General features: G+C 64.4%; 12 protein-coding genes. 8 read left to right on the top strand and 4 right to left on the bottom strand.

The genetic code is table 11. The features are described from left to right. Positions 1-100: 100 nt before the first annotated feature. From rnc to nagZ, 6 genes are all read left to right on the top strand, one after another. Complete coding sequence (rnc, locus tag B0G83_RS13215) at positions 101-1,228, top strand: ribonuclease III (RefSeq protein WP_105507861.1); 1,128 nt, start codon at positions 101-103, stop codon at positions 1,226-1,228. 54 nt (positions 1,229-1,282) lie between these two features. Continuing rightward, positions 1,283-2,182, top strand: a complete 900-nt coding sequence (era, locus tag B0G83_RS13210) for a GTPase Era (protein WP_105507860.1) — start codon at positions 1,283-1,285, stop codon at positions 2,180-2,182. Continuing rightward, positions 2,169-3,071: a DNA repair protein RecO gene (gene recO / locus B0G83_RS13205; protein ID WP_105507859.1), complete on the top strand. Its 903-nt coding sequence runs from the start codon at positions 2,169-2,171 to the stop codon at positions 3,069-3,071. Before era ends, recO begins: the two co-directional genes overlap by 14 nt. After that, positions 3,068-3,832, top strand: a complete 765-nt coding sequence (pdxJ, locus tag B0G83_RS13200) for a pyridoxine 5'-phosphate synthase (RefSeq protein WP_105507858.1) — start codon at positions 3,068-3,070, stop codon at positions 3,830-3,832. Before recO ends, pdxJ begins: the two co-directional genes overlap by 4 nt. A gap of 28 nt (positions 3,833-3,860) precedes the next feature. Then, positions 3,861-4,331: a holo-ACP synthase gene (acpS, locus tag B0G83_RS13195; RefSeq protein ID WP_258167886.1), complete on the top strand. Its 471-nt coding sequence runs from the start codon at positions 3,861-3,863 to the stop codon at positions 4,329-4,331. Between the two features lie 71 nt (positions 4,332-4,402). Continuing rightward, positions 4,403-5,440, top strand: coding sequence for a beta-N-acetylhexosaminidase (gene nagZ, locus B0G83_RS13190; RefSeq protein WP_105507857.1), 1,038 nt, complete (start codon positions 4,403-4,405; stop codon positions 5,438-5,440). Positions 5,441-5,590: 150 nt separating this feature from the next. Here nagZ and B0G83_RS13185 read toward each other — a convergent pair whose 3' ends face one another. Both B0G83_RS13185 and B0G83_RS13180 read right to left on the bottom strand, forming a co-directional pair. Continuing rightward, entirely contained in the window at positions 5,591-6,973 is a 1,383-nt protein-coding gene (locus B0G83_RS13185; protein ID WP_105507856.1) for a sigma-54 dependent transcriptional regulator, read from the bottom strand. A gap of 376 nt (positions 6,974-7,349) precedes the next feature. After that, entirely contained in the window at positions 7,350-7,556 is a 207-nt protein-coding gene (locus B0G83_RS13180; RefSeq protein WP_035547320.1) for a CsbD family protein, read from the bottom strand. A 357-nt stretch (positions 7,557-7,913) separates the two neighbouring features. Here B0G83_RS13180 and B0G83_RS13175 point away from each other — a divergent pair, with 357 nt between their 5' ends. Further along, complete coding sequence (locus B0G83_RS13175) at positions 7,914-9,272, top strand: SGNH/GDSL hydrolase family protein (RefSeq protein WP_105507855.1); 1,359 nt, start codon at positions 7,914-7,916, stop codon at positions 9,270-9,272. A gap of 100 nt (positions 9,273-9,372) precedes the next feature. On the opposite strand, the gene efp is transcribed toward B0G83_RS13175, so the two are convergent. Next, entirely contained in the window at positions 9,373-9,930 is a 558-nt protein-coding gene (efp, locus tag B0G83_RS13170) for an elongation factor P (RefSeq protein ID WP_105507854.1), read from the bottom strand. Between the two features lie 326 nt (positions 9,931-10,256). Next, a complete protein-coding gene (earP, locus tag B0G83_RS13165) occupies positions 10,257-11,450 on the bottom strand; it encodes an elongation factor P maturation arginine rhamnosyltransferase EarP (protein ID WP_105507853.1) in 1,194 nt (397 codons plus the stop codon). Between the two features lie 195 nt (positions 11,451-11,645). On the opposite strand from earP, the gene uvrC reads away from it, so the two are divergent. Continuing rightward, a complete protein-coding gene (uvrC, locus tag B0G83_RS13160) occupies positions 11,646-13,883 on the top strand; it encodes an excinuclease ABC subunit UvrC (protein WP_105507852.1) in 2,238 nt (745 codons plus the stop codon). The last annotated feature ends 94 nt before the right edge of the window (positions 13,884-13,977 follow it).

Raw genomic sequence — 13,977 nt, 5'->3', positions numbered from 1 at the left:
ACGCTACTTTAAGAACACGCGGTAACGTCGCTTCACCACGCTTTTTCCGCAAGCCGCCCCGCGTTTTCGCCGGGTCTGGCGCCCGCGTTATACTCTGCCCATGCCCCTATCTCCGTTGGAAAGCCGTCTGCGCTACGAATTTCGCAATGCGGAATTGTTGCGCCAGGCTTTAACGCACCGCAGTCATAGCTCCACGCATAACGAACGGCTCGAGTTTCTCGGCGATTCCGTCCTAAATTGCGCGGTGGCTGCGCTTTTGTTCCAACGTTTCAGCAAACTGGACGAGGGCGATCTGTCGCGCGTCCGTGCCAATCTGGTCAAACAGCAGTCGCTTTACGAAATCGCTCAGGCCCTGAATATTTCCGAAGGGCTCCGGCTAGGCGAAGGCGAGTTGCGCAGCGGTGGTTTTCGCCGGCCGTCGATCCTCGCCGACACGCTCGAAGCGGTGCTGGGCGCGGTGTTCCTCGACGGCGGGTTTGACGCCGCCCAGACAGTCATCAAGCGCCTTTACGTGCCGATTCTGGATCACATCGACCCGCGCACGCTCGGCAAGGATTCCAAGACGCTGCTGCAGGAGTACCTGCAAGGCCACAAAATCGCGCTGCCTACTTACACGGTGGTCGCAACGCATGGTGCGGCGCACAATCAGCAATTCGAAGTCGAATGCACGGTGCCCAAGCTGGACGTGAAAGTGTCCGGTTCCGGCGCAAGCCGTCGTGCGGCCGAGCAGGCAGCGGCCAAGAAGGCGCTCGACGAAGTGATGGCCGCGGCGCCGGCTGTGGTCGCTAAGCCCAAGCGCTCGAAGAGCGCTCGCGCGGCGAAAAACGCCGAGCCGGAGATCGTGCCTGGCGTGACCGGCGTGCAGGCCGCGCTGGATTTGCGCAGTCCGGACCGCAAGAGTGAACGCGGCCTCGGTCGGGGCGAGATTCGTGCGGCGTTCGCCGCGGAATCCGCCTCGGAACGGGCGGCTTCAACCGTGGCGGCCGCGCCGCTCGCGGTGATTCGTGCGTCGCACGTCGAGTACAGCGGGCAGGACCGGACCGAACGCGCCGAAAAGGCGGATAAAGCAGATAAGGCGGAACGGGCGGATAAGGCCCCGGCCCAGCCGCAGGCTCATTCAGCCACGCCCGGTGCAGCCGCCGTCACCCCGAGCGCACCGGCATCTACCGAACACGAACCCGGCGTAGCCGACGCGGTGCATACCCGCGTCGCCGATGCGGGCCATTGATTGCCGTCGGCGCGCCGATCCCGCGCGCCGATCTGAACTAGCCGTAGCCCGAATATGAACGCTCCCACACCCACTGGTTTTCGTTGCGGCATGGTCGCGATCGTCGGCCGTCCGAACGTCGGCAAATCCACGCTGATGAACGCGCTGGTCGGCCAGAAAGTCAGTATCACGTCGCGCAAGGCGCAAACCACGCGCCATCGCATCACCGGCATTCATACGCTGGACGACGCACAGTACATTTTCGTCGACACGCCCGGTTTCCAGACCAAACACAGCGGCGCGCTGAACCGTTCGTTGAACCGCGCGGTGACATCCACGCTGACCTCGGTGGATGCGATCCTGTTCGTGATCGAAGCCGGTCGTTTCGGTCCCGACGACCAGAAAGTGCTCGACCTGATCCCCTCGTCGGTGCCGACGCTGCTGATCGCCAACAAGCTCGATCGCGTGTCCGATAAAGACTCGCTGTTCCCATTCATGCAGGAAATCAGCGCGCTGCACAAGTTCGCCGAGATCGTGCCGCTGTCGGCCAAGCACGTCGACGACGTCAAGCGCCTGATGGCGACGGTCAAGCCGTTCCTGCCGGAAGGCGAGCCGATCTACGGCGAAGACGACCTGACCGATCGCAGCGAGCGCTTTCTCGCGGCCGAAATCCTGCGTGAAAAAGTGTTCCGCTGGACCGGCGACGAATTGCCGTACACCAGCACCGTGCTGATCGACAAGTTCGAAACCGAAGGCCGTCTGCGCCGCATTTTCGCGACCATCATGGTCGAGCGCGACACGCACAAGGCGATGATCATCGGCCAGAAAGGCGCGAAGCTGAAGCAGATCAGCACCGAAGCGCGCCTCGACATGGAAAAGCTGTTCGATGGCCCGGTGTATCTGGAAACCTTCATCAAGGTGAAGAGCGGCTGGGCCGACAACGAAGCCGGACTTCGCGCGTATGGGTACGAATGACGCGTGGATGACGCTGAATTCCGCGGGCGAGCCGGACGATTCGGAACCGGCCGCACCCGCACGCGAGCCCGCCAGGCCCGCACGTAGCACCAGAAAATCCTCGAGTAAAAGCACGCAGGGTGCCGAGGGCGAGCCACACAAACCGGCGCGCCGCGCGCCGCGCACCGCCGCTTCCGACTACCGGATCGCGGAACAGCCCGCGTTCGTTCTGCATAGCTATCCGTATAGCGAGACCAGTCTGATCATCGACGTCCTGTCGCGCGATCACGGCCGTCTCGCGCTGGTCGCGAAGGGCGCGAAGCGTCCGCACTCGGCGTTGCGCGGCGTCTTGCAGACGTTCCAGCCGCTCGCGCTGTCGTGGTCCGGCAAATCCGAAGTGCGCACGCTGACGGGCGCCGAATGGGTCGGCGGCATGTTGCCGTTGTGCGGCGGCGCGCTGCTGTGCGGCTTCTACGTCAACGAACTGCTGGTCAAGTTCTGCGCGCGCGAAGACCCGCATCCGCAACTGTTCCATCACTACGTCGTCACGATGACGCGTCTCGCGCACGACGAACCGCCCGTGCAGGTGCTGCGTTCGTTCGAGCGCGTGCTGCTGCGCGAAACCGGCTACGCGATGGCGCTGAATCGCACCGTCGCGCGTAAAGCGGTGGTGGCCGAAGGGCGCTACGTGTTCGATCCGGAGCGCGGCGTGCGCGAAGCCTCCGACGATCTGCCCGCGCAATGGCCGGTGGTTTCAGGGCAGACCTTGCTCGACATGGAGCAGGACGATTACCATCGTGCGCAGACCGTGGCGCAAAGCAAGACGCTGATGCGCTTTCTGCTCAACACTTACCTTGGCGGCACGCCGCTCGCGACGCGCCAGATCCTGATCGACTTGCAGAACTTATGAGCTTCTTTCTTACGTCGCCGAACGTCATTGACCTGGGCGTGAATATTGATCACGTCGCCACGCTGCGCAACGCGCGCGGCACGTCCTATCCCGATCCGATCCGTGCCGCGTTGATGGCCGAAGAGGCGGGCGCCGACGTCATCACGCTGCATCTGCGCGAAGACCGCCGCCATATCGTCGACGCCGACGTGCGCAAGCTGCGTCCGCTGCTGAAAACGCGCATGAATCTCGAATGCGCGGTGACGCAGGAGATGCTCGACATCGCCTGTGAAGTGCAGCCGCACGACACCTGCCTGGTGCCCGAAAAGCGCCAGGAACTAACCACGGAAGGCGGCCTCGACGTCGCCGGCCAGTTCGAAGCGGTACGTGCTGCCTGCCGGCAGCTCGCCGAAGCGAACTCGCGCGTGTCGCTCTTCATCGACCCGGACGAAACGCAGATTCGTGCCGCGCACGAAGCCGGCGCGCCGGTGATCGAACTGCACACCGGTCGGTACGCGGAAGCGCACGATCCCGCCGAACAGCAGCGCGAATTCGAGCGCGTGGTTCGCGCGGTGGAATTCGGCGCGACGCTCGGCATCAAGGTGAACGCGGGCCACGGCCTGCACTACACGAACGTGCAGCAGATCGCGGCGATCGAAGGCATCGACGAACTGAATATCGGCCACGCGATCGTGGCCCATGCGATCTTCGCCGGCTGGGACAACGCGGTGCGCGAGATGAAGGCGATCATGGTCGCCGCGCGTCTCGGCGCACGCGCGTAGTCCGGCGAATTCAACCACGGCACCGCACATGACGATCTACGGCATCGGCACGGATATCGTTCAGGTCAGCCGCGTGGCCGCGGTCATGACGCGCACCAACGGCCGCTTTGCCGAGAAGGTGCTCGGGCCGGACGAATTGCGCGTTTATCACGCGCGGCAGGCCCGCTCGGCGGCGCGCGGTCTCGCGTTTCTCGCCACGCGCTTCTCGGCGAAAGAAGCGTTCTCGAAAGCGATCGGCCTGGGCATGCGCTGGCCGATGACATGGCGTGCGCTGCAAACCCTCAATAAGCCGAGCGGCGAGCCGATGGTGGTCGCCTCCGGCGAGCTGGCCGAATGGCTCGACGCGCGCGGCATCACGGCGCGCGTGACGATCAGCGACGAGCGCGATTACGCGGTGTCGTTCGTGATTGCGGAAACCGGGCACACACCCACGCAAACCCAGCCGCTTTCGTCGGTCCCAGCGCCGGATGCCCCGCACGCTCCCGCCGCCGACGAATAAAAAAATATCTTGAACGCGGCCCATGCTGGCCGCGTCTTTCTTTTGTCTCAAGCTTTTTCTAGCGGAATTCGATGAAAACCACTCCCGGACCGGTAATGCTCGACGTGGTCGGCAAAACGCTGAACGACGACGACAGGCGCCGCCTTGCCCATCCGATGACAGGCGGCGTGATCCTGTTCGCGCGCCACTACGAGAGCCGCGCGCAGTTGCTCGCGCTGACCGCCGCGATCCGCGACGTCGACCCGGATCTGCTGATCGCCGTCGACCACGAGGGCGGCCGCGTCCAGCGCTTTCGCACGGACGGCTTCACCGTGTTGCCGTCAATGGGCAAGCTCGGCACGTTGTGGGACAGCGACGTGCTGCATGCCACCAAGGTCACGACCGCGGTCGGCTACATCCTCGCGGCGGAACTGCGTGCGTGCGACATCGACATGAGTTTCACGCCGGTGCTTGATCTGAACTACGGGCAGTCGCAGGTAATCGGCGACCGCTCGTTTCATCGCGATCCGCGCGTGGTGACGTTACTGGCCAAGAGCCTCAACCACGGCCTCGCGCTCGCCGGCATGAGCAATTGCGGCAAGCATTTTCCGGGGCATGGTTTCGCGCAGGCGGACTCGCATGTCGCGATGCCGGTCGACGACCGTTCGCTCGACGAGATCCTGCGCGAGGACGTGGCGCCGTACGACTGGCTCGACGTGTCGTTGGGATCGGTGCTGCCCGCACACGTGGTGTATCCGCAGGTCGATTCGAAGCCGGCGGGATTTTCTCGCGTGTGGCTGCAGGACATTCTGCGTAACAGGCTGCGTTTCGAGGGCGCGATTTTCAGCGACGACCTGTCGATGGAAGCCGCGCGCCAGGGCGGCACGCTGACCGAAGGCGCCACGGCCGCGCTGCAGGCCGGTTGCGACATGGTGCTGATCTGCAATCAGCCGGACGAAGCGGAAAAGGTGCTGGACGCACTGCGCTTCACGCCGTCGAAGGAATCGCAGCAACGCCTGAAGCGCATGCGGCCGCGCGGCAAGGCGCTGAAGTGGAGCAAGCTGGTCGCCGAGCCGCAGTATCTGCAAGCGCAGGCGCTGTTGCGCAGTGCGTTTGCCGGGTCCGCTTGAGGTGGATTCGCGCGGCGGATTGCCCGCAGGAAGATTGGCAGAAAAAGAAACGGCGCCTTCGATTGAAGGCGCCGTTTTTTCTTGAATCTCGCGGTAGCGTGAAACGCGCAAGCCGCAACCACGGCGTCGCGCGTCAGCTCGACCCCGGCCTCAATTCAACCGCATCCGCTGCAGCTTGTTGTACAGCGTCTTCGGACTGATGCCCAACAGCGACGCCGCGCGGTGCCGCGTTCCGCCGACCGCGTCGAGCGTGGCGCGAATCAGCATTTCCTCGACGTCCGCGAGCGGCGTGCCGACGGTCACCTGCACGCGGCTGCCGTTCAGATCGCGGCCATTGGCCGAGCCGGCTTCGTCGGCACGCAGCGATTCCACCACGTCTCCCGACGCGTGATACGCACGCCGCGCCCGTTCCTGCAATTCACGCACGTTGCCCGGCCATTCGTACGCGAGACATTCACGGATAAAGTTCGGCCCGATCTGCTTGGCGCCTTCCGCCGTCCCGCGCGCGGCCGCTTCGTGATTCAGTTCGTCGACGATCGCCTGCGCGATCAGTGCCGGATCTTCGCCGCGCTCCCGCAGCGGCGGCAGGGTGACGGCCGCGGCTTCGAGACGCAGCGCCAAATCTTCGTGCAGACTGCCGTCGGCCACCGCTGCGCGCGGCGCCTTGCGCGTCGAGGCGATCAGCCGGAAATCCGTCACCACCTGATGCGTACCGCCGACCCGCATGAAGGTCTGCGAGTCGAGCGCCCGCAGCAGCGCTTCCTGCTGGGCACGCGGCAATTCGGCAATTTCATCGATGAACAGCGTGCCGCCGCTCGCCTGTTCGAACAGGCCCGGCTCCCGTTGATCGGCGCCGTTGAAGGCACCGCGCTCGTGACCGAACAACACGCTATCCAGCGAGCGATGCGCCGCCGCGCTGGCCGCAGTCCGGCAATCGAACGTGATGAATGGGCCTTTGCGACGTCGGCTCATGTCGTGCATCGTGCGCGCCGCGACCTGTTTGCCGGTGCCGGCTTCGCCGGAAATCAGCACGGCCGCTTCGGTCGGCGCGATATGTTCGATCGTGTCGTACACGTGCTGAATCGCGCCGCTGCGACCGAGCATGGCGCCGAAACGGCCGAGCTGCCGCAGCGAAGCACGCAGCGTCTGGACCTCTTCGGTCAGCTCGTAGGGCCGTGGAATCCGCGCCAGCAGGCTGCGCAGGCGCGGAATGTTGACCGGCTTGAGCAGATAGTCCCAGATGCCGTGCCGCAATCCTTCGATCGCGCTTTCCACCGTCGCGTTGCCCGTCATCACGATCACGGGCAACGCGCCGCCGGGCGGATGCGCGGGCAGATGCTGCAACACGTCGAGCCCGCTGCCGTCCGGCAGATTCAGGTCGACCAGCACGACGTCGGGAATGAAGCGTGTCAAAGCCGCCCGCGCTTCGGCGATGGTGGTCGCGGTGTCGACGGAAAAGCCGTCGGCCGCGAGGATGGCGGACAGGCCTGACAGGCTATTGGGATCGTCTTCAACAATCAGGGCGTGTGGCATGGCGAGCGCAATTTTTAAATGGATGGAATACCGATGCATCGCGCCGGGAAACGGGCGCGCGGCACGGGCGCGATAGCTGGCCGGTACTGCCGGTCGAATACCGCCGCACCCTTCACCACGTCCGCGAAACCTGCCACGCCCGCAAAACCTGCAGTGCGCAGCGGTGAGGCAAGGGCGGAACGCTGGTCCGCATGCACGCCGGCACCGTAAGCACGGTTGGCTGGCCGTCGTGAACGCGGCGCCCGGCAGTCAGACTGCCAGGCAAATGGGGCGGCGATTCGACTCACGTAGTTCTGGTCCTTGGTTTGATCCGGGCGGTCCTGTTTCGATGCCGATGCGCGTCGATAGACCGCCTGTACTTACTTCACTCGGCCTGTCAAAAATGCCGATTACTGTCGAAGAAGCGGCGCACTTCCAGTTCCGCCTGTTCACGCGTCTTGCCGTAGCGTTCCTGGATCAGGCCGGCGAGTTTGTCTGCTCGGCCTTCGGCCTTGGTCAATTCGTCGTCCGTCAATTCGCCCCATGCGGTCTTGGCTTTGCCCAGCATCTGCTTCCACTTGCCTTCAGCGATGTCGTTATTCATGTCGCATCTCCGAGTTGAAGAAAATAAAGCCGTACTGGCCTTTCTCGAAAATAAGCAGGGACTGTGCCAAGAAGCTTTGCTTAGCGTTATCAACGATTTGTCAGATGCAAGGTGGGTCAATTCGCGTGCCGCCCGGCAATTTTCGGGAGGCTGCCGGTAAAGTTTTCCTAACCATACACGGCGGCGCAAAAAAGAAAAAGCGCCTAAATTTAGCCGCCATCGCAGCGCTATTTTTTCTCTGTGGCGGGTGATTCCCGGGGGACGTCCCCGTGACCGGCCAGCTCCTCGCAACGCGCGGCGTGCGACGGGAACGCGTTGCGTTGAATTGATTTACTCGCCACAAACGAAGGAGCCGTCATGACTTACCCCTGTGTTGCGTCGCTGGGTCGCCGGATTACCAACACGGCGGCGTGGGTTGCATTGCCGTTTGCAGCGGCCAGTGCCCATGCCGTGGCCGAACCGATGCCGTTCTCGACGCCCACCGGCGACATGACGCTATCGCCGTCCGGCCCGCTCGCCATGCCGCCCGAATCCCCGTTGGCCGTGGCCCGGGGCAACGACACTTACACGTACCTGCGCTGCTGGTATCGCCTCAGTGCGGACCCGCTTGCGCCCGAAGCGACCTATGAATGGGCGCTCGACCCGAACGACGGCGACTGGTACCGGCTATCCGGTTTCTGGCGAGCGGACGGCGTGCTGAAATGGCAGAACATGTTCTACAGCGCGACGGCGCAAGACAGACTCAACGACGTGTGCCGCCACACGCTGAGCGCGCGCGGCATCCGGGCCGACGTTACGCAGGCGGTGGCGGCCAACAACACGTTGTCTTTCAATTTCACGGTCTGGAGCATCGATAGTGCGCAGCAGGAGGCGCGGATCAACAAGCTGATCGTATTCGGCGACAGCCTGTCCGACACGCAGAACATCTTCAATGCGAGTCAGTGGACGCTACCGAATCGCGCGAGCTGGCATGCGGGGCGTTTCAGCAACGGACCCGTCTGGTCCGAGTATCTGGCCAATGCACTGCAACTGCCGATGTATAGCTGGGCGATCGGCGGCGCCGCGACCGATCAGCATTTGGTTGTGCCCGGGCTCGTGCAGCAGGTCGAGTCATGGCGCGACTACATGAAGTTCGCGCCGGATTATCGACCGGGCAACACGCTGTTCGCGGTGCTCGCCGGAGGCAACGATCTGGTCAGCTATGGCCGCACGCCCGAGCAGGCCGCAACGGCCATGCGCGGCAGCCTGGAGCGGCTCGCCGCGGCGGATGCGAGGCGTATTTTGCTGATTACGCTTCCCGACGTGTCCCGCACGCCGATCGTCGCGGCGCGCGGCGACGCAGCGCGGGTGGCCGTCGAGGTGAGGGATTACAACCGGATGCTCGTCGATATGGCGGAGGCGCTACGCCTGCGCTACGGCGCGACGCTTCAACTCGAAATATTCGATGCCAACGCGATGTTCGACGACTTGCTGCGCCATCCCGCGCAATACGGACTCGACGATACGACGCATTCGTGCCTCGATATTCAGAACCCGTCCGCGGCGACTTACCTGAGCGCGCAGACCCCACGCGCGAGCTGCGACGACCCGGCGCGCTTCCTGTTCTGGGACGCGCTGCACCCGACGACCACGACGCACGCGCTGCTGGCGGAACGCATCGCATCTTTCGTGCGGGAGCGGTTTAGCGACGGATGGCGTCAAGTCGCCGCACAATAAAAAACGACCCGGTCGCGGAAGCGATCGGGTCGTTTTTTTGCCATTTGCCCCACGACGCCGGCAGGCCGCCGGCGCGGGACTCAAATGCGCGGCCGGGCGCTTACGCGCGGCTGCGGTATTCGTTCGTGCGCGTGTCGATTTCGATCTTGTCGCCGATGTTGCAGAACAGCGGCACTTGCAGTTCGAAACCCGTGGTCAGCTTGGCGTTCTTCAACACCTTGCCCGACGACGTGTCGCCCTTGACGGCCGGTTCCGTGTAGATGATTTCGCGGACCAGCGTGGTCGGCAGATCGACCGAAATCGCCTTCTCGTTGTAGAACACGACTTCGCAAGCCATGCCGTCTTCGAGGTAATGGAGGGCGTCGCCCATCATTTCGCCTTCGACTTCGAACTGGTTGTAGTCGGCGTCCATGAACACGTACATCGGGTCAGCGAAGTACGAGTAGGTCACTTCCTTGCGTTCCAGCACCACGACGTCGAACTTGTCGTCGGCCTTGTATACGTTTTCCATGCCTGCGCCGGTCAGCAGGTTCTTGAACTTCATCTTGACGACGGCGGAGTTGCGGCCCGATTTGTTGTATTCGGCCTTTTGCACGACCATTGCGTCTGCGCCGATCATCACGACGTTGCCGGTGCGGAGTTCCTGTGCGGTCTTCATAAAACTGTCCTGTACGAAATGAGTAGCTTCAACTTGTGCTCAACGGCATACGGCGCAAGCGGCTTCGGCGCTTCTCTCACTGCGTGCCGCGCCGCCTGGAGCGGCCCGGCGGGAACATAGTGCATGAAGCGTGGCCAGTATGCCGCGAGAATTCGCGGAAGGCGGCATGATCTGCCGCCTCGATATGCTTGCGTCCTGCTTGCGTCCGTTACCTTGCTTTTACCCTGTGCGGGCGTGTACACGAGTGGCGCCGATCCACAACTTACTTTGCAACCTGGTTTGCTGCGATCGGGCCGCGCTTGCGTCGTCGGCCGTTGGATAACCGCTTATTTTAACTGAGTTTTTGCGAACAAGGCCAGATTTCCGGCGAGGTCGCCCACTTCGGCCAGTTCGACCGCCCAGTCGGCCGCGCGCTGCTTCAGCGCCGGGTAGTGGTGCCGGAACGCCGCCCAGTCCGGCCGGCCCGCGCCGTTCCATGCGTGCCAGAAGCGCGCCAGCGTGTCGCGGGTGTCGGCGGGCAGGGTGCGCGAGTAGTGGGCGAGCGCGGCGTCGAGCTTGGGCAGATGGGCGTCGTCGGCTTGTGGGTAGATATGCCAGACGAACGGTTTGGCCGCCCATTGAGCCCGCACGAACGAATCTTCGCCGCGCACGAAATTGATGTCGCTCACCCAGAGGAGCGCATCGTAGCCCGGCTGGCTAGTGAACGCGAGTGCGTGCGCGCTGAGGTTGCCGCGTTCGGCGTGCATGCCGGCGGTGAATTCGGGCAGGCCGAAAAAGTGCGCGACCGCGCCCGAGACGCGGCCTTCGGGCACCAGTAGCACGACCGGCTCGGCGCCGTCGCGCCATTGTTCGAGCAGGCTGTCGACGGCCGGGTTTTCGTACGCGAACAGCGAGACGACCGTGGCTGCGGCGGCGGGCGGCGCGCGGCCGACAGTCTGCTGCCACCATGCGGCGCGTGCTGCCTGCGAGGTTTCGAAGGCCGTGCGCGCGGCGTCGAGATGCCGTTCTTTCAGCACGCCGCCGGTGCCGGGTCCAAGTCCGGGGAAGAAGAACGTCTTGGTTAGCGGATAACGTGGATGCGGCGACGGCCGCAAATGAAAATCCGCGACCCAGTCTTCGGCGCTCAGGTATTCGAGGTTGAACCATACCGGCGCGCGTTCGCGTCGCGCCATCGCGGCGACGTAGACCGGCGGCAATTCGCAGGCGAAGGCTTCGATCACGACGTCGGCGACCTCGAGCGACTCGCCCGCATGCGCCGGCTGATGCCAGTGTTCGACGACGATGCCGCCGATAGTCTGGCGAGCACGGTCCAGCGCCAGCGACGGGCACAGTTTCCTGAACGCGTGCAGATCGTCGACGAACACGCGCACCTGCCAGCCGTGCTCGCTCGCGAGTTGTCGTGCGAGACGCCAGCACACGCCGATATCGCCGAAATTGTCGATGACAGCGCAGAAGATGTCGCAGGCGATCGCCGTGGAAGTGGCTTCGACCGGTTCGGAAGAGGGCGCAGCGGTGGACATGGTGGCCTGGGTCGCGGGAGCAAAAGCGGCGCCTTCCCGCCGCGCTGCCGGAATCGCGGCAGCCGGTTCGAACGGGCGCGGAATGTTCTAAACTGGCGATTCTAAAGCACCCGTCCACGACTGCGCATGCCGGCATTGCTCCGGCGCACGGCGCGAGGCGAGCCCCGCGAGACAGTCCCACCCAACCGATTCTGCATGACCGAACCCGAAGCAACCGACGTCTTCGAGCCGAAAAAAGTGCTCGCCCAACTGCCGCATCTGCCCGGCGTGTATCGCTATTACGATACGCATGGCGCGGTGCTTTACGTGGGCAAGGCGCGCGATCTCAAGAAGCGCGTGTCGAGCTACTTCACGAAGACGCTGCTGTCGCCGCGCATCGCGATGATGGTGACGCGCATCGCGCGGATCGAAACCACCGTCACGCGTTCCGAGGCCGAGGCGCTGCTGCTCGAAAACAATCTGATCAAGGCACTCGCGCCGCGCTACAACATTCTGTTTCGCGACGACAAGTCGTATCCGTACCTCAAGCTGACCGGCCACAAGTTTCCGCGCATGGCGTACTACCGTGGTTCGGTGGATCGCAAGAACCAGTACTTCGGGCCGTTTCCGAGCGCGTGGGCGGTGCGCGAGAGCATCCAGATCCTGCAGCGCGTGTTCCAGTTGCGCACCTGCGAAGACTCGGTGTTCAACAATCGCACGCGACCGTGCCTGTTGCATCAGATCGGCCGCTGCACGGCGCCGTGCGTCGCGGCGATCAGCGAAGAAGACTATGCCCACGACGTCGCCAACGCGTCGCGCTTTCTGCTCGGCCGTCAGGGCGAGGTGATGAAGGAGCTCGAGGGCAAGATGCATGCATTCGCCAGCGAGCTGAAGTTCGAGCAGGCCGCGGCGGTGCGCAACCAGATGAGTTCGCTGTCGACGGTGTTGCATCAGCAGGCGATCGAAGTCGGCAGCGATAGCGACGTGGATATTCTCGCGGTGGTCGCGCTGGGCGGCCGGGTCTGCGTGAATCTCGCGATGGTGCGCGGCGGCCGGCATCTCGGCGACAAGGCGTATTTCCCGACCCATGTGGAAAGCGCGTTGACGGTGGATGAGGGCGGCCTCGAAGTCGAAGGTGAGGGCGCTGCGGCGTTCGCGAGCGTGGCAATGGACACGGCTGTCGCGGACGCGGCGGATAACGTGAGCGGCGAGACGGAGGCGTCCGACGCGGACGACGACGCGCTCGCGATCGCGGCAGCGCTGTCCGCGGAGGACGACGATGAAGCGGCGTTAGATGCCGACACTGACGCCGACACTGACGCCGAACCAGACAACGATGCACCGAACGCCGACGCACGCCCCGCGAAACCGCGCAAAGGCCGCGCGTCGGGCGGGATCGAAGCCGAGGTTCTCGAGGCGTTCATCGCCCAGCACTACCTCGGCAACCGCGTGCCGCCGGTGTTGGTGGTCAGCCACGCACCGGCCAACCGCGAACTGGTCGACGTGTTGATCGAGCAGGCCGGCCACAAGGTGACGGTGCTGCGTCAGCCGCAAGGACAGCGACGCGCGTGGCTCGCGATGGCCGAGCAGAACGCGCGCCTCGCGCTGGCGCGCCTGCTCTCCGAACAAGGCTCGCAGCAGGCTCGCACGCGCGCGCTGACCGACACGCTCGGCATGGAGTGCGACGATCTCGCGCATCTGCGGATCGAATGCTTCGACATCAGCCATACGATGGGCGAGGCGACACAGGCGTCGTGCGTGGTATATCACCATCACAAGATGCAGTCGTCCGAGTACCGCCGCTACAACATCACCGGCATCACCCCCGGCGACGACTACGCGGCCATGCGCCAGGTGCTCACGCGCCGCTACGAGAAAATGGTCGCGCAAGCCGCCACGAATGCCGGCGTCGATTTGCCCGTCGACGCGGAAAACGGCGTCGCCACGGACCCGGCCACCGACCCCACGCTCGCGCCCGAAACCACCAAGCCCGCCCCCGCCCGCGGTATTCTGCCGACCATCGTGCTGATCGACGGCGGCAAGGGCCAGGTTGAAATCGCCCGTCAGGTGTTTTCCGAGCTGGGCCTGGACATCGGCATGCTGGTCGGCGTCGCGAAGGGCGAAGGGCGCAAGGTCGGCCTCGAAACGCTGATTTTCGCCGACGATCGCGCGCCGCTCGAACTCGGCAAGGAAAGCGCCGCGCTGATGCTGGTCGCGCAGATTCGCGACGAAGCGCACCGTTTCGCGATCACCGGCATGCGTGCGAAGCGCGCCAAAACGCGCCAGACCTCGCGGCTCGAAGAACTCGAAGGCGTCGGCGCTAAACGGCGTCAACGGTTGCTCGCGCGCTTTGGTGGACTGCGCGGCGTGGTCGCGGCGAGCGTCGAGGATCTGGCGAGCGTCGAGGGGATTTCGCAGGCGCTCGCCGAGCAGATCTATCGGCAATTGCACTGATTGCGTCGATTGCGGTGGGGCGGCCGGTCCGTTTCCCGGCTGCGACCCAGAGCCCAGGCGGCGCGCGTGCCATGGCCCGTGCGCCGCTTTGCTT

The organism is Paraburkholderia sp. BL21I4N1 (assembly GCF_002973525.1).
Taxonomy (GTDB): domain Bacteria; phylum Pseudomonadota; class Gammaproteobacteria; order Burkholderiales; family Burkholderiaceae; genus Paraburkholderia.
Note: the sequence above shows the minus strand (reverse complement) of the source record. Positions and strands in the feature narration are given on the sequence as shown.